Source organism: Microbacterium sp. ZW T6_19 (assembly GCF_044987465.1).
In the GTDB taxonomy this organism is placed as follows: Bacteria; Actinomycetota; Actinomycetes; order Actinomycetales; family Microbacteriaceae; genus Microbacterium; species Microbacterium natoriense_A.
Map to the genome: position 1 here is coordinate 84311 of NZ_JBJDRH010000002.1, position 15605 is coordinate 99915.

13 protein-coding genes are annotated in these 15605 nt (G+C 68.2%); 7 read left to right on the plus strand and 6 right to left on the minus strand.

Going from position 1 to position 15605, the window contains the following annotated elements:
* Positions 1-23 precede the first annotated feature (23 nt).
* A complete protein-coding gene (locus ACI3KT_RS02835; protein ID WP_404902451.1) occupies positions 24-2465 on the minus strand; it encodes a DNA topoisomerase (ATP-hydrolyzing) subunit A in 2442 nt (813 codons plus the stop codon).
* A gap of 62 nt (positions 2466-2527) precedes the next feature.
* Here ACI3KT_RS02835 and ACI3KT_RS02840 point away from each other — a divergent pair, with 62 nt between their 5' ends.
* On the plus strand, positions 2528-3649 hold the full coding sequence (locus ACI3KT_RS02840; protein WP_404902453.1) for an alkaline phosphatase family protein: 1122 nt from the start codon (positions 2528-2530) through the stop codon (positions 3647-3649).
* Positions 3650-3702: 53 nt separating this feature from the next.
* On the opposite strand, the gene sepH is transcribed toward ACI3KT_RS02840, so the two are convergent.
* A complete protein-coding gene (sepH, locus tag ACI3KT_RS02845; protein WP_307297091.1) occupies positions 3703-4737 on the minus strand; it encodes a septation protein SepH in 1035 nt (344 codons plus the stop codon).
* Between the two features lie 201 nt (positions 4738-4938).
* Between sepH and ACI3KT_RS02850 the strand changes: the two genes are divergently transcribed.
* Complete coding sequence (locus ACI3KT_RS02850; RefSeq protein WP_292909032.1) at positions 4939-5232, plus strand: DUF4193 domain-containing protein; 294 nt, start codon at positions 4939-4941, stop codon at positions 5230-5232.
* A 92-nt stretch (positions 5233-5324) separates the two neighbouring features.
* Here ACI3KT_RS02850 and ACI3KT_RS02855 read toward each other — a convergent pair whose 3' ends face one another.
* Complete coding sequence (locus ACI3KT_RS02855; RefSeq protein ID WP_307297087.1) at positions 5325-5816, minus strand: DUF3093 domain-containing protein; 492 nt, start codon at positions 5814-5816, stop codon at positions 5325-5327.
* A 3-nt stretch (positions 5817-5819) separates the two neighbouring features.
* Here ACI3KT_RS02855 and dut point away from each other — a divergent pair, with 3 nt between their 5' ends.
* The 5 genes from dut to dxs all read left to right on the plus strand — a co-directional run bounded on the left by dut (position 5820) and on the right by dxs (position 12728).
* A complete protein-coding gene (gene dut, locus ACI3KT_RS02860) occupies positions 5820-6287 on the plus strand; it encodes a dUTP diphosphatase (RefSeq protein WP_292909034.1) in 468 nt (155 codons plus the stop codon).
* An 18-nt stretch (positions 6288-6305) separates the two neighbouring features.
* Entirely contained in the window at positions 6306-6893 is a 588-nt protein-coding gene (locus tag ACI3KT_RS02865; protein WP_292909036.1) for a DUF3710 domain-containing protein, read from the plus strand.
* Positions 6890-7621 carry a DUF3159 domain-containing protein gene (locus ACI3KT_RS02870; RefSeq protein ID WP_404902455.1) on the plus strand — a complete coding sequence of 244 codons (732 nt, stop codon included), beginning with the start codon at positions 6890-6892 and terminating at the stop codon, positions 7619-7621. Before ACI3KT_RS02865 ends, ACI3KT_RS02870 begins: the two co-directional genes overlap by 4 nt.
* Before the next feature lie 153 nt (positions 7622-7774).
* A complete protein-coding gene (locus ACI3KT_RS02875) occupies positions 7775-10609 on the plus strand; it encodes an aconitate hydratase (protein WP_404902458.1) in 2835 nt (944 codons plus the stop codon).
* Positions 10610-10787: 178 nt separating this feature from the next.
* The gene (dxs, locus tag ACI3KT_RS02880) at positions 10788-12728 is read left to right on the plus strand and encodes a 1-deoxy-D-xylulose-5-phosphate synthase (RefSeq protein ID WP_292909042.1); all 1941 of its coding nucleotides are present in this window, start codon (positions 10788-10790) and stop codon (positions 12726-12728) included.
* 8 nt (positions 12729-12736) lie between these two features.
* On the opposite strand, the gene ACI3KT_RS02885 is transcribed toward dxs, so the two are convergent.
* The 3 genes from ACI3KT_RS02885 to ACI3KT_RS02895 form a co-directional block, all read right to left on the minus strand.
* On the minus strand, positions 12737-13432 hold the full coding sequence (locus ACI3KT_RS02885; RefSeq protein WP_292909044.1) for an SPFH domain-containing protein: 696 nt from the start codon (positions 13430-13432) through the stop codon (positions 12737-12739).
* Positions 13433-13569: 137 nt separating this feature from the next.
* Complete coding sequence (locus tag ACI3KT_RS02890; RefSeq protein ID WP_404902461.1) at positions 13570-15021, minus strand: glycerol-3-phosphate dehydrogenase/oxidase; 1452 nt, start codon at positions 15019-15021, stop codon at positions 13570-13572.
* Complete coding sequence (locus ACI3KT_RS02895) at positions 15018-15596, minus strand: TetR/AcrR family transcriptional regulator (RefSeq protein WP_404902464.1); 579 nt, start codon at positions 15594-15596, stop codon at positions 15018-15020. The genes ACI3KT_RS02890 and ACI3KT_RS02895 overlap by 4 nt, the downstream gene beginning before the upstream one ends.
* Positions 15597-15605: the final 9 nt, after the last annotated feature.

The following is a 15605-nucleotide window of genomic DNA, read 5'->3' on the forward strand; positions in this document are numbered from 1 at the left end:
CGGCGCCCGTGAGGACGACGGGATCAGACGATCGTGCGGCCGATCGATCCGATCACGCCGTCGATGGGCTGGCCCGAAGCGTCTCGGCGGGCACCCGGCTCGGGCAGCTTGCGCACGGCGCCGGTCGGGTCGACGGCGAGAGCCGGAGAAGGTCCGACCCACGCGACCGTCAGGCGGTCCTCGCCCTTCAAGAACGCGTGCGCCCTGACGCCACCCGTGGCACGTCCCTTCGCGGGGTACTCGGCGAAGGCGGAGACCTTGGCCCGGCCGGGGTCGGTGCCGGGGAGGATGCTCTCTCCGCCCGAGACCGTGGCGACGACGGCATCCGCGTCAGGGGTCACGACGCCGAAGAACAGCACCGACGCACCCGCGCCAAGCTTGATGCCGGCCATGCCGGCGGCCGGAGCTCCCTGCGGGCGCACGGCGGATGCCGTGAACCGCAGCAGCTGCGCATCGGTCGTGACGAACACGAGTTCGGCCTCGTCGGGGGCCTCGGCGGAGCCGACGACTGTGTCGCCGGCCTTCATGCCGATGACCTCGATCTCCGGGCGTACCGGCAGCGTCGAGGGGACGATGCGCTTGACCGTGCCCTGGGCCGTGCCGATCGCGACCGGCGTCTCGCTGTCGAATCGCACGAAGCCGACGATCCGCTCGCCTCGCGCGGTGATGCCGAGATAGTCGCGCAGCGGCGTGCCGGCGGCGAGCTGCACAGAGCTGGAGGGCACCGACGGCAGGTCGACGGGGGAGAAGCGCACCACGCGCCCGGCGCTGGTCAACGCGCCGATCTCGGCGCGCACAGTCGTCTCGACGGTCGTGAGGATCGCATCGTGCTTGCTGCGGCGGGCGGGTGCCGAGAGCTCCTGGCCCTCGGCGAGGTCGACCCGCACCGCTCGACCGGTGGTCGACAGCACGAGAACGGTCGGTGCGTCGGCGATCTGCAGGTCGGGTGCGCCCTTCGCCGCGCGCGGCTTCGGCGGAGCGGCGTTCATGAGCAGCGTGCGCCGCGGGGTGCCGTATGCGTCGGCCGCGGCGTCGAGCTCGCTCGCGACCGCCGCACGCAGCCGTGCCGGGCTGCCGAGAAGCTCTTTCAACGCGGCGATGTGGGCGAGCAGGGCGTCGCGTTCGGCCTCGAGCTCGATGCGGGAGAACTTGGTCAGACGGCGCAGGCGCAGCTCGAGGATGTACTCGGCCTGCAGCTCGCTGAGATCGAACACCGACCGGAGTCGGGCGCGGGCCTGTTCGGAGTCATCCGAGGAGCGGATGACCTGGATGACCTCGTCGATGTCGAGGATCGCGATGAGCAGACCCTCGACGAGGTGCAGGCGCTCCTCGCGGCGGGCGAGCCGGTACCGGCTGCGGCGTGTGATGACCTCGAGACGGTGCATCACGTAGACGCTGAGCATCTCCTTGAGGCCGAGCGTGCGCGGCTGCCCGTCGACGAGGGCGACGTTGTTGATGCTGAAGGAGTCCTCCAGCGGGGTCAGCCGGTACAGCTGCTCGAGCACGGCGTTCGGATCGAAGCCCGTCTTGATGCCGATGGAGACGCGCAGGCCGTGGTTGCGGTCCGTGAGGTCGGTCACATCGCTGATGCCCTGCAGCTTCTTGGACTGCACGGCGTCGCGGATCTTCTCGATCAGACGCTCGGGTCCGACCATGTAGGGAAGCTCGGACACGATGATGCCCGTGCGACGCGGTCCGATCTGCTCGACCGACACCCTGCCGCGGACCTTGAGCGCGCCGCGGCCGGTGGTGTACGCGTCCTTCACGCCGTCGAGGCCCATCAGGATGCCGCCGGAGGGGAAGTCGGGACCGGGCACGAACTCCATGAGCTCTTCGGTCGTGGCGTCCGGGTTCTCGAGCAGATGCGTGGCTGCGGCGACGACCTCGATGAGGTTGTGCGGTGCCATGTTTGTCGCCATGCCCACCGCGATGCCGCTGGCGCCGTTGACGAGCAGGTTGGGGAAGGCCGCGGGGAGGACGGCGGGCTGCTGGAACTGACCGTCGTAGTTGGGGATGAAGTCGACGACGTCCTCGTCGAGGTTCTCGGTGAGCGCCATGGCGGGCGACGCCAGCCGAGCTTCGGTGTAACGGGCTGCGGCGGGGCCGTCGTCGAGCGATCCGAAGTTGCCGTGACCGTCGACGAGCGGAACGCGTAGCGCCCAGTCCTGCGCGAGTCGGACCAGGGCGTCGTAGATAGCCGAATCGCCGTGCGGGTGCAGCTTTCCCATCACCTCGCCGACGACGCGGGCGCTCTTCACATGACCACGATCGGGGCGCAGGCCCATCTCGGCCATCTGATACAGGATGCGGCGCTGCACAGGCTTGAGACCGTCGCGCGCGTCGGGCAGGGCGCGCGAGTAGATCACCGAGTAGGCGTACTCGAGGAACGAGCCCTGCATCTCGCTCTCGAGGTCGATGTCCTGGATTCGCTCCGGGGCGAGCTCGGGCGGCGGGGTTTTCGGCATGGCCATCCTGGAAATGTTGCAGAGGCTGAAGGGCGCGGGGAGCCTGTGACAGACTGGCTCGGATGTCCCTCATGCTACCGTCCGAGTCGCCCACGGCCCGGAGCATCGTCGGGGTGGCGGGCGACCTGTTCGCCGCTCTCCGCGGCGAATCCGCGACCCTGCCGCGGGCCGAGTCCGTCGTGCTCGTCCTGATCGACGGCCTCGGGGCGATCAGCCTGCGCGCGCATGCGGGTCACGCTCGGGCGCTGACGGCAGGAATGGCGAAGAAGGACGTCGCCTCCTCGGTGTTCCCGTCGACCACGGCCGCGGCTCTGACGAGCATCCTGACCGGTGTGTGGCCGGGCGAGCACGGACTCGTCGGTTACAGCGTGCTGGACCGCTCTCGAGGGGTCATCGTCAATCAACTCTCCGGATGGGAGAGCTCCGGCGTCGATCCCGCGTCCTGGCAGGTCGCGCCCACGGTGTTCGAGCAGGCGGCAGCCGACGGACGCCCCGTGTTCGCGGTGGGCGTCGCCGCCTATGCGGGCAGCGGTTTCAGCAGGGCCACGCTGCGGGGGGCCGAGTTCGTCTCCGCCGCGTCGCCCGCCGATCGCGTCGCGACCGCGTACGACCTTGCGGAGCGGAACCCCGGATCCCTGGTGTACTGCTACCTGCCCGAGGTCGACAAGGCCGGCCACAGACACGGAATCGTGTCCCGCCAGTGGGTGTCGGCACTGGAGGACGTCGACGCCGCCCTGGCGCGCCGCGTTCCTCCCGGCGTCGGGGTGATCGTGACTTCCGACCACGGGATGGTCGACGTACCGGGGCACAAGCAGGTGGTTCTCGAGTCCGAGCATCTCGTCGGCGTGAGCAGCATCGGCGGCGAGCCGCGCATGCTGCACGTGTATCTCGACCCTGACGTCGATGCCGCCGAGATCCTCTCGCGCTGGCGACGAGATCTCGACGGCGCCGCCGACGTGGGAGGCCGTGCCGAGACGATCGCGTCGGGTCTGTTCGGCCCGACGGTGACGGAAGCTGCGGCGTCACGGATCGGCGACCTGCTGGTCGTCGCACGGGGCAACGGCGCGGTGTACGACGGCACGGCGGCCGATCAGCGCAGCCGGGGCATGGTCGGCCAGCACGGTGGTCTCACACCGGAGGAACGACAGGTGCCGTTGCTGCGATTCGGGGCGTTCGCCCGCTGAGCCGCCGCCGCTCGGTCTGTCGCCGAGGTGCGGCAGTCACTCGAACGCGACGGTCACTCGTCGGTGCGCGCCCCGAAGACGATCTCGTCCCACGACGGCATCGCGTTGCGACGACGACGGCGACCGTTGTCCGGTGCAGGCTCGGGAGCGGGCGGAGGCTGCTCCTCGTCGTCCTGATCGTTCTCCAGCGCGTCGAACAGGGCGATCGGGCTGGAGTCCTCCACCTCGACGTCGTCATCGAGATCGATGATGGGGGAACTCTCGCGCTGGCCACGCCGGCGTCGCAGGGCCTCGAGCAGGTCGGCGGTTTCAGGGCTGGTCGTCTGAGACTCAGGAGCGCGCTTGATGGCGGCATCCTGCACAGCCGATGCCGATCTCTCCGGCAACGAGGGATCCTCGATCTCGGCTTCGGGTGTCGGCACCAGACGCGGACCGAAGGCGCCGGAATCGAAACGGCTGTCGTCCTTGTACGGGGATGCTGTGCGCTCGGCCTCAACCGCGCGCAGCCGAGGGATGAGACCTTCGGGCAGCGACCCCTGCCTCGAGAGCTGGGTGGCGTCGGCGTTCAGCGGCGCGAGTGCGCTACGGCGGGGATCGAAGCTCCATCGTGCGTCATGCTCGACCTCGTTCGCGGTGAACTCGAGCTTGATGATCCATCCGCTTTCGTCCTTCCAGCTCGCCCAGCGCTCCGCCGTCGCCTCGAGATCGGCGAGCTTGGCTCGGATCGCCGTCCCGAAGGTGGGCTGTGCGTCGGGTTCGACCTCGCTGCCGATGAGAACAGGGACGGCGAGCGCCTGTCCGATGATGTGCTCGCGCTCGGCGAGGACCGGACCCTCGAAGCGGATGACGTCGTCGACGCCGATGCCGAGGAGTTCGGCGACCTCGGGAGCCGTGAGTCCGGCGCGGATCTGCGCCTGGATGTCGCGCGGGCTGGCCGCGAGTTTCTGCGCGACCGGCTCGCCCTGGCGTGTCGCGCGACGGATCTCGCGGTGCAGCACGTCGTCGATGGGCAGCGCGAAACGCGCGCCGGATTCGGTCGCGAGTACGAGGACTCCTGCTTCAGTGCCGACGATGGTGACGTTTTCCATGCGAATGCCCCTCAGGAATGGGTGTTCGCCCATGGTGTCACGCCGGTTCCACAGCAGGCGGGAATACCCTGGGCGTGCCGTCAGTTTGCTCAGTCGCACGAGGCGACATTTGCGAAATCTCTCGCGGTCGTGCAAACTATGGCCGCCGAACCCTGCGGCACAACTCCCACCACTCGCACCATGAAAGTGGAGAACTACCCCATGGCAACCGATTACGACGCTCCCCGAAAGAGTGAAGACGACTCCGAGTCGATCGAAGCCCTCAAGGAGCGTGTGCCGGACAAGCTGTCAGGCTCGTCCGGCGATGAGGACTCGGACAACCCGTCCAGCTTCGACCTTCCCGGTGCCGATCTGTCCGATCTCGAGCTCGATGTCGTCGTGCTGCCCGCGCAGGATGACGAGTTCACCTGCATGAGCTGCTTCCTGGTGAAGCACCGCTCTCAGCTCGACCACGAGGGCTCGTCCGGCCCGATCTGCAAGGAGTGCGCTGCCTGACCGCAGCGTCGATACACGCGTCACGCGCCCAGGACCTCACGGTTCCGGGCGCGTCGTCGTATCCGGGCGCACTCCGAGGGCGAGGCGCGCGGTCAGGAGTCGGCGGACGCCGACTCGCGTGCCGCCCGAACAGCCGCGGCGAGGCGGTCGGGTGTGCGAGACGAAATGGTCCACGATTCGACGGGATCGTCCTCGTCGATGTTCGGCACGACGATCAGTCCGTCGATCCCGCCGCGGATCAGGTGCCAGCCCCGCGCGGGCAGTCGCGGACCGCGCGCCTGCCGCGCCTCGTCTCCCGTGAGCACCTCGGGTTCGCCGAGGAATCTCGCGTCGATGTGGGCGCGTCCGGCGCGCAGCACGGAGCCGTCCACCGCCACCACGGGGGTGAGCCAGACGAACATCGCCACGAGGGCTGCGGAGACCGCGCCCCCTGCGACCAGGGCGATCGTTGAGCCGACTGGCACGAATACGAGCGACACCATGGGGCCGGCGAGTGCGACGGTCACCAGAAGCCGGAGGCTCGGCGACAGCCGTTCGCGATACTGCGGACGTGTCTCAGCGGTGCGGTTCTGCATTAGCCTCATGGGGTGACTGAATCGGTTGACGTCCCCATTATCGCCCCTGTGCTCGATGGACTCGCTGTCGTGCCCGGTTACGCGCACCCCGGCGATGCAGGCGCCGACCTCGTCGCAGCCGTCGCCGTGCACCTCGAGCCGGGGGAGCGCGCGCTGGTCGAGACCGGAGTCCGCATCGCTCTGCCTGAGGGCTTCGCGGCCTTCGTGGTGCCGCGCAGCGGCCTGGCCGCCAAGCACGGCATCTCGATCGTGAACTCGCCCGGGACCGTCGACGCGGGGTATCGCGGAGAGATCAAAGTGAGTCTGATCAACACCGATACCCGCAGCGCGTACGATGTCGCCGTCGGCGATCGCATCGCCCAGCTGATCATCATGCCGGTCACCCGAGCGACGTTCATCCCCGTCGAGGAGCTCCCCGAGAGCACCCGCGGCGAGGGCGGATTCGGGTCCACCGGATATCAGGCAGCACCCCACCAGTAACGAAGCAGGACAAGGCTGATGACTGACAACAACGCCACACCCTCGAAGTCGGCACCGCACAACCGTGCGACAGAAGGGCCGTTGGACGACTCCGAGGCGAACCCGGTCCGCCCGTACATCGATCTCGGCGGTATCAAGATCCTGCCGCGCGAGGGTCTCAACCTGCGCCTCGAGGTCGAGGAGCAGACCAAGCGCATCGTCGCCGTCGGACTCGACTACGCCGACTCCTCGCTGCAGGTGCAGCCGTTCGCGGCGCCGCGCTCCGGCGGCCTGTGGGACGAGACGCGCGTGCAGCTGCGCGACCAGGTCAAAGCTCAGGGCGGCCGCGTCGAGGAGCGCGAGGGGCCGCTGGGCAAAGAGCTGCTGGCCGAGGTGCCCGCCGCGGCCAGCGAAGGATCCGAATTGCGGCTCGCCCGCTTCGTCGGCGTCGATGGGCCGCGGTGGTTCTTGCGCGGCGTGATCGGCGGCGCCGCAGCATCCGATCTCGAAGCGGCGGCCAAGGTCGAGGACCTGTTCCGGTCGATCGTCGTCGTCCGCGGCGGCGCCCCGATGCCGCCCCGTGATCTGATCCCTCTGAAGATGCCGGCGACGCCGGGCTCAGCGTGAGCACTCCTGATCCCGACGCGGAGCGCGAACCGTCCGCCTCTGAGATCTTCGGAGCGGCCCTCGGCGGCGCTGCTCGCAAGGCGGGCATCGACCCCGACGCCGACGTCTCGACGGGCCAGATGGTCTGGGGCGTCATCGGCGGCTGGCGGGGGATCGTGGAGTCGGTGCTGCCGCTGCTCGCTTTCATCGTCACGTACACCGTCAGCAGCAACCTGGTTCTGGCCCTGATCCTGTCCGTGGGTTCCGCGGCGATTTTCACGATCGTCCGCCTGCTGATGAAATCGCCGCCGGTCGCAGCGCTCTCCGGCCTGGTCGCCGCGGTCATCGCCGCGGGACTGCCCCTGTTCACCGGTCGTGCCGCCGATCAGTTCGTCATCGGGTTCATCACCAACATCGCCTACGGCACCGCATTCCTCGTGTCGGCCGCCGTGCGCTGGCCGCTGATCGGCGTCGTCGTCGGATTCCTGATGGGCGAGGGCGTCTCCTGGCGTGCGGATCCGCGCAAGCGCCGGACCTTCTTCTGGCTCTCGGTGGCGTGGGCCCTGCTGTTCCTCGCTCGCCTCGGCGTGCAGCTGCCCTTCTACTTCTCCGGTGACGTGGCGACTCTCGGCACCGTGAAGATCATCATGGGCATCCCGTTCTTCGCGGTGCTCCTCGCGACCACCTGGGTCGTCGCCCGGCGGCTCTATCCGCGTGAGTCGGATGCCGGAGCTGTGTCTGGCTCGTGATAGATTTATCTTGATATCAAGATAAATTGCAGGCTTCCGCCCACGGCGCTGCGGGAGCAGACTGGTTAGGTCTGCCTTGCTAGCCGACCGGGCTCGCTGGCGAGCAAGATGGAGGCGCCTGTCGCTCCCATCCGAATAGAAGGAGACGGATTCGTGTCCACGGTGAACAGCTTCGGTGCCCAGAGCACCCTGACGGTCGGCAGCACCGACTACGAGATCTTCCGCATCGACACGGTGCCCGGTTTCGACAAGCTCCCCTTCAGTCTCAAGGTCCTCCTTGAGAACCTGCTTCGCACCGAGGACGGCGCGAACGTGACGAAGGCGCAGATCGAGGCGCTCGGGTCGTGGGATGCCGCGGCCGAGCCGAACACCGAGATCCAGTTCACGCCGGCCCGTGTGGTCATGCAGGACTTCACCGGTGTTCCCTGCATCGTCGACCTCGCCACCATGCGCGAGGCCGTCACGGCTCTCGGCGGCGACGCCAACAAGATCAACCCGCTCTCGCCCGCTGAGATGGTCATCGACCACTCGGTCATCGCCGATCTCTTCGGTTCCGAGAACGCGCTCGAGCGCAACGTCGAGATCGAGTACGAGCGCAACGGCGAGCGTTACCAGTTCCTGCGCTGGGGCCAGACGGCCTTCAGCGACTTCAAGGTCGTCCCGCCGGGAACCGGCATCGTGCACCAGGTGAACATCGAGCACCTCGCGAAGGTGATCTACGACCGGAACGTCGACGGCGTTCTGCGTGCGTACCCCGACACCTGCGTCGGCACCGACTCGCACACCACCATGGTCAACGGCCTCGGCGTGCTGGGTTGGGGCGTCGGCGGTATCGAGGCAGAGGCCGCCATGCTCGGCCAGCCCGTGTCGATGCTCATCCCGCGCGTCGTCGGCTTCAAGCTCTCGGGTGAGATCCCTGCTGGCGTCACCGCGACCGACGTCGTCCTCACCATCACCGACCTGCTGCGCAAGCACGGCGTGGTCGGCAAGTTCGTCGAGTTCTACGGCGAGGGCGTCGCCTCCGTGCCGCTGGCCAACCGCGCCACCATCGGCAACATGTCGCCCGAGTTCGGCTCGACCGCGGCGATCTTCCCGATCGACGACGTCACCCTCGACTACCTGCGCCTCACCGGTCGCAGCGACGAGGCCGTCGCTCTCGTCGAGGCGTACGCCAAGGAGCAGAAGCTCTGGCACGATCCGTCGCACGAGCCCACGTTCAGCGAGTACCTCGAGCTCGACCTCGGCACCGTCGTGCCGTCGATCGCCGGCCCGAAGCGCCCGCAGGACCGCATCCTGCTCTCGGAGGCGAAGTCGCAGTTCGAGCAGGACATCCTCAACTACGCGAGCCCGTCGACGTCGGACTCGATGGTCGACCTCGACTCGAAGCACTCCTTCCCGGCATCCGACCCCGGATCGGTGCCTGGCGAGGAGGAGACGACCACCCGGCCGGTGCACATCAACAGCGGCGCTCCGGCGAACGCTTCCACGCCCGTTCCGGTGACCACGCCGTCGGGGGAGAAGTACATCCTCGACAACGGCGCTGTGACGCTCGCGGCGATCACGTCGTGCACCAACACGTCGAACCCGTCGGTGATGATCGCCGCCGGTCTCGTGGCACGGAAGGCGCTCGAGAAGGGCCTGAAGCAGAAGCCGTGGGTCAAGACCACGCTCGGCCCGGGTTCCAAGGTCGTCACGGACTACTACGAGAAGTCCGGACTCGACAAGGACCTCGAGGGCCTCGGCTTCTACACCGTCGGCTACGGATGCACGATCTGCATCGGCAACTCGGGTCCGCTGATCGAAGAGGTGTCGGAGGCGATCAATTCGCACGACCTCGCGGTCACCGCCGTGCTCTCGGGCAACCGCAACTTCGAGGGTCGCATCAGCCCCGACGTGAAGATGAACTACCTCGCCAGCCCGCCGCTGGTCATCGCGTACGCACTCGCAGGGTCGATGCACTTCGACTTCGAGAACGACGCTCTCGGCAAGGGCACCGATGGCGAAGATGTCTTCCTGAAGGACATCTGGCCCACCCCGGCCGAGGTCCAGGAGCTGGTCGACTCGTCGATCTCGCGTGAGCAGTTCATCAAGCAGTATGCGACCGTCTTCGACGGTGACGAGCGCTGGCGCAGCCTGCCCACTCCGGAAGACGACATCTTTCAGTGGGATGAGAACTCCACCTACGTGCGCAAGGCGCCCTACTTCGACGGCATGACGATGGAGCTCACCCCGGTGCGCGACATCGAGGGCGCGCGCGTCATGGCGACCCTGGGTGACTCGGTCACCACCGACCACATCTCGCCCGCCGGAAACATCAAGGCCGGCACTCCCGCCGCTCAGTACCTCACCGAGCACGGCGTGGACCGCAAGGACTTCAACTCCTTCGGTTCGCGTCGAGGCAACCATGAGGTCATGATCCGCGGAACGTTCGCGAACATCCGTCTGAAGAACCTCCTGGTCTCGGCCGTCAACGACGGTCAGGTCGTGGAGGGCGGATACACCCGCGACTTCACCCAGCCCGAAGGACCGCAGTCGTACATCTACGACGCCTGCATGAACTACGCCGAGCAGGGCACGCCGCTCGTCATCTTCGGCGGCAAGGAGTACGGCTCCGGCTCGTCGCGTGACTGGGCGGCCAAGGGCACGAGCCTGCTGGGCGTCAAGGCGGTCATCACCGAGAGCTTCGAGCGCATCCACCGCTCCAACCTCATCGGCATGGGCGTCGTCCCGCTGCAGTTCCCTGCAGGCGAGAGCTGGGAGTCGCTGGGCCTCGACGGCACCGAGATCGTCTCGATCACCGGTCTCGAGGAGCTCAACAACGGTGTCACGCCGAAGACGGTCCGCGTGACCGCGACTCCGAGCGAGCACTCGCCCGAGGGCAAGCAGATCATCGAGTTCGACGCGGTCGTCCGCATCGACACCCCCGGTGAGGCGGACTACTACCGCAACGGCGGCATCCTGCAGTACGTTCTGCGTTCGCTGGTCTGATCAGCGTCGCACCTCAGCGCCCCATCCGGCTCCGGCCGGGTGGGGCGCTTTCCATCGGCCCGGACCGGTCGTCCGGACGACCGGTCTCACGGAGGATTCCCGGGGCGGCGCGATAGGATCGCAGAGGCGCCCGAACCGGAACTCGGATGCCGCGCACGGAGCCTGTGAGGAGGCGCAGATGCCCATTCTTCCGAGCATCTCAGGTCCCCGAGATCTGGACGGACTGTCCACAGACCAGCTGACCGAGCTCGCCGGAGAGATCCGCGAGTTCCTCGTCGAGAACGTCTCCCGCACGGGCGGACACCTCGGTCCCAACCTCGGCGTGGTGGAGCTGACGATCGCCCTGCACCGCGTGTTCTCGTCGCCGGACGATCCGTTCATCTTCGACACCGGCCACCAGTCGTACGTGCACAAGCTCCTCACCGGTCGTCAGGACTTCTCAGCTCTGCGAGTGCGTGGCGGCCTCGCCGGGTACCCGCAGCGCAGCGAAAGTCCTCATGACGTCGTGGAGTCCTCGCACGCGTCGAGTTCGCTGAGCTGGGCCGACGGCATCAGCCGCGCTCTCACCGCGACAGGGCGCGCAGATCGGCACGTCGTCGCGGTGGTCGGCGACGGCGCCCTCACCGGCGGCATGACGTGGGAGGCGCTCAACAACATCTCCGACGACAACGACCGCAATCTGGTGATCGTCGTGAACGACAACGGCCGCTCCTACGCCCCGACGATCGGCGGCATGTCGCGGTACCTGAACAGAGTGCGCACGGCCGCGGCCTACAAGGACCTGCACCGCAAGTCCGACCGCCTGTTCCGTGCGTTCGGCCCCGTCGGACGTGCCGTGTTCCGCGGCGTCCGTGGCGGCACGCACGGGTTCCTCTCGCGCTTCACGAACAACGAGGCGCTGTACTCGAATCTCGACATCAAGTACCTCGGCCCGGTCGACGGTCACGACCTTCCTGCTCTTCTGGAGACGCTCGAGCTCGCGAAGTCCTACGGCGCCCCGGTGATCGTGCACGCCATCACGGAGAAGGGCCGCGGCTATCAGCCCGCACGCGACGACGAGGCCGATCAGTTCCATGCCGTCAACCGCATCGACCCCATCACGGGCGAACCGCTCTCCAGCAGCGGTCGCGGCTGGACCGACGTGTTCTCCGAGGCGCTCGTCGCCGTGGGAGAGCGCGACCCGAAGGTGATCGCGATGACCGCGGCGATGCTGCGTCCCACCGGTCTCGCACCGTTCGCGGAACGATTCCCCGATCGCGTGTACGACGTGGGCATCGCCGAGCAGCATGCCGTCGCATCTGCGGCCGGTCTCGCCTTCGGCGGCCTGCATCCGGTCGTCGCGCTGTATGCGACCTTCATGAACCGCGCGTTCGACCAGGTCCTCATGGACGTCGCCCTGCATCGCGCGGGTGTCACCTTCGTCCTCGATCGAGCCGGCGTGACGGGCCCCGACGGCCCGAGTCATCACGGCATGTGGGACCTGGCGATGCTGCAGATCGTGCCGCACATCCGCATCGCGGCTCCGCGCGACGGTGCGCGCCTCGCCGAGGCTCTCGACGAGGCCGTGCTGATCGACGACGCGCCCACCGTCATCCGCTTCCCGAAGGGCGAGGTGGCTGCCGAACTCCCCGCGATCGAGCGCCTGGACGACGGGGTCGACGTGCTCGCCCGCGGCGAGTCTGAAGACGTGCTCATCATCGGCATCGGACCGTTCGCCGCGCTCGCGATGGAGGTCGCCGCGAGACTGCGAGCCCAGGGGATCGGCGCAACGGTGATCGACCCTCGCTGGGCGATCCCCGTTCAGCCGTCCGTCGTCGAGCTCGCCGCTCATCATCGGCTCGTCATCACACTCGAGGACGGCATCCGCGTCGGGGGCATCGGCACGCGTGTGCGCCAGGTGCTCCGCGAGGCGGGGATCGACACTGCCGTCGACGAGCTCGGTCTTCCTGACGAGTTCATCGATCATGCGTCGCGAGACCAGGTGCTGACTGATGCCGGACTCACCGCTTCGAAGATCGCGCAGGACGTGGTCGCGCAGGTCCTCGGCACCCGAATCCCGGTCGCGCGCAACGCGGGAGAGACGGGCGCGATCGATCTGCCGCTGCACGAGCGGCGCTGAGCCGATCCTCAGTTGAGCGCGTGCAGGGCCGCGACAGCCTGAGCGCCTCGGTCGGCGTCGCGCAGCGCGGTCGAGAGCAGATATCCGTCGGTCAGAGCGTCACCCGTGACCATCACGCGCACGAGTTCCACGCCGCACGCGCGACGCACCTCATCGGCGCTGGCCGCGATCACCCGCGTGTTGATCTCGTCGTTGTGCGGCAGCTCTGGGCCGTCCATTCCGCGGATCACGTCTCGCAGGGCGGCCCCGACGATGTTCGAGGCGCGTTCCTTGACGTTCACGACGTCGAGCTCGAACACGCGCAGATCTCGACCCGTCGGGATCGGCCGCCATTCGAACGAGGCGTGCACGCGGTGCTGATGTCCGCTCGCACCGCTCATCTCACGCGCGGGCAGGTCGGTCGCCCGGCAGCGCACGTCGATCAGGCGATACCAGTAGAACAGCGGGAAGGCTCCGTGCGATCCCGGGTCGAGCACGACGACTTCGCCGACCGCGCCTCCCCGGTTGGTGGGCCGTCGCTGCGGGCGGTTGCGGATGATCGGCTTGCCGTTGCGCGTGCGGATCGCAGCCCAGCCCTCATCGACGGTGACGATGAAGAGCTTCAGCATCGCGGGAACGACCAGCAGGATCGTCAGCACCGCCGTCCCGGTCTTCAGCAGACTCGACAGACCTTTGCCGCCCAGCATCGCGAAGATCATCTCCATGACACCACTGTGCCGCCTCGGAGACCCTCCGAGTGCCGTGAAGACGACGCATCCGCCGCTGTTCATGCGCTGTTCCCTCTGCGTTCCCCGGAACGCCGCAAGGCGGATACGCCGCGGCTCGGAACCGCATCGCGGCCTCAGTCGAGCTCTGCGAGCGTCTGCGTCACGATCGTCTCGACGGCTGCGTACGCGCGCTCGCGATCGAGATCGACGAGGCCGACGCGGGATCGCCGGTCCAGCACATCGTCGGCCGTCATCGCGCCCTCTTCTCGCACGGCGTACGCGACTTCCGCCGCGCAGAGATCGACGCCCTCGGCGATCGGCTCGGTCGGCGCCTGCACCGCGCGATCGACGATTCGCAGCGACGAGGTGCGGCTCGGCGGCGCGGAGAGACTGCGCAGCTGCAGAGCAAGATCCACGGCGTCTTCGGCCATCCGCCGGTACGTGGTCAGCTTGCCGCCGAGCACGGTCACGAATCCCGAAGCGGATGCGGTGACGAGATGTCTGCGTGAGATGTCTGCCGTGGCGTCCGTGCCGCTGTCGACCAGGGGTCGGAGCCCTGCGAACGACCCGCGCACCTGGTCCCGCGTGATGGGGGTCGTGAGGACTCGGTTGAGGTTCGCGAGCAGGAAGTCGATCTCGGATTCCGTCGGCTCCGCCACGCGGGGGACGGGACCGGGAGCGTCCTCGTCGGTCAGGCCGACGATCACTCGTCCGTGCTGCTGCGGCAGCGCGAAGACGTAGCGACTGATCGATCCCTCATGAGGGATGGTGAGCGCGACCTGCGGGGAACCCAGATCACGGGCGTCGAGCACGATGTGCGTACCGCGGCTGGGGCGGATGTCGATGCCGTGGTCGAGGCCCCCGGCCCACACGCCCGTCGCATTCACGACGACGCGGGCACGGATCTCCGCCCGCTCGCCTGTCACTGCATCCTCCGCCGTGGCCCCGTCGTCGCGCAGCGCGAGGGCGCGCACACGGGTGAGCACCCGTGCACCGAGGCTCGCCGCCGTGCGTGCGACGGTGACGACGAGTCGCGCGTCGTCGACGAGCTGTCCGTCGAACGAGAGCATGCCGCCACGCAACCCACGTGGGTCGAGAGCGGGCGCGAGTCGTCGTGCCGTCATGGTCGACACCGGCTTCGGAGCGGGCAGAACCGTTCGCGGTGTGCCGGCGCGGATTCGCAAGAGATCGCCGAGAGCCATGCCGACCGCACCGGCCGTGCGCTGGCGCAACGTGACGGCGGGGCTGAAAGGCAGCAGCTGTCCGAGCGGACGGATCAGGTGGGGCGCGATCGTCGTCATGAGCAGGTGCCTCTCGAACGCACTCTCCCTGGCGGTGGCGACATCTCCCGTGGCGAGGTAGCGCAGCCCGCCGTGCACGAGCTTCGAGCTGAACCGGCTCGTGCCGAAAGCGAGATCCTCCGCTTCTATCAGGGTGACGCTGAGCCCCCGGGCGGCGGCGTCGAGCGCGACGCCGACTCCGGTGATCCCACCGCCGACGACGAGCACATCAGCGGTGTCCTCCGCGGCGCGGGCGAGTTCCGCCTTCCGTCGCGCGACGTTGAGCGCGGATGACGAGACGGTCATGGTCGGAGCAGGCCGTCGAGAGCGCATCGGAGCTCCCGCTCCCAGGCCGTCTCGGAGATCAGATCCGCGACGGTGCCGTGCGAGAGCACAGCCGACTGGGCGATCAGCAGAAGCATCACGGCCATCTCCTCTGGCGCCCCGGCTCTCACCGATCCGCCGGACTGCGCGGCGCTGATCGCCGCGGCGAGCCAGCCCAGGATCATGCGCTGACTGGATCCGACTCGGTGCAGCGTGTATCGCGTGAACGCCTCGGGCTCGTCATCGAGAAGGCGTCCGTAGAGGGCGTCGGAGCGGAACATCGCGATGAACCGCATGACGTCGTCGACGAGTGCGGATCTCGAGGGGACCGGAGCCGGGAAGGAGTTCAGGATTCCGGCGACACGCCGCAGGAGCGCCGCCCTGACGACGTCGTCTGAGTCGTTCCAGTTCCGGTAGATCGTCGGACGGCTGAGGTCCGCACGCCGCGCGAGCTCGGCGACGGTCAGGCCGTGCACGCCGCGTCGCTCGATGAGCTGGTCGGCGGCATCGAGGATCCGGGACTGCGTCGCATCCCATTGAGGTTGACGTTCTTCCATGATGTGTCA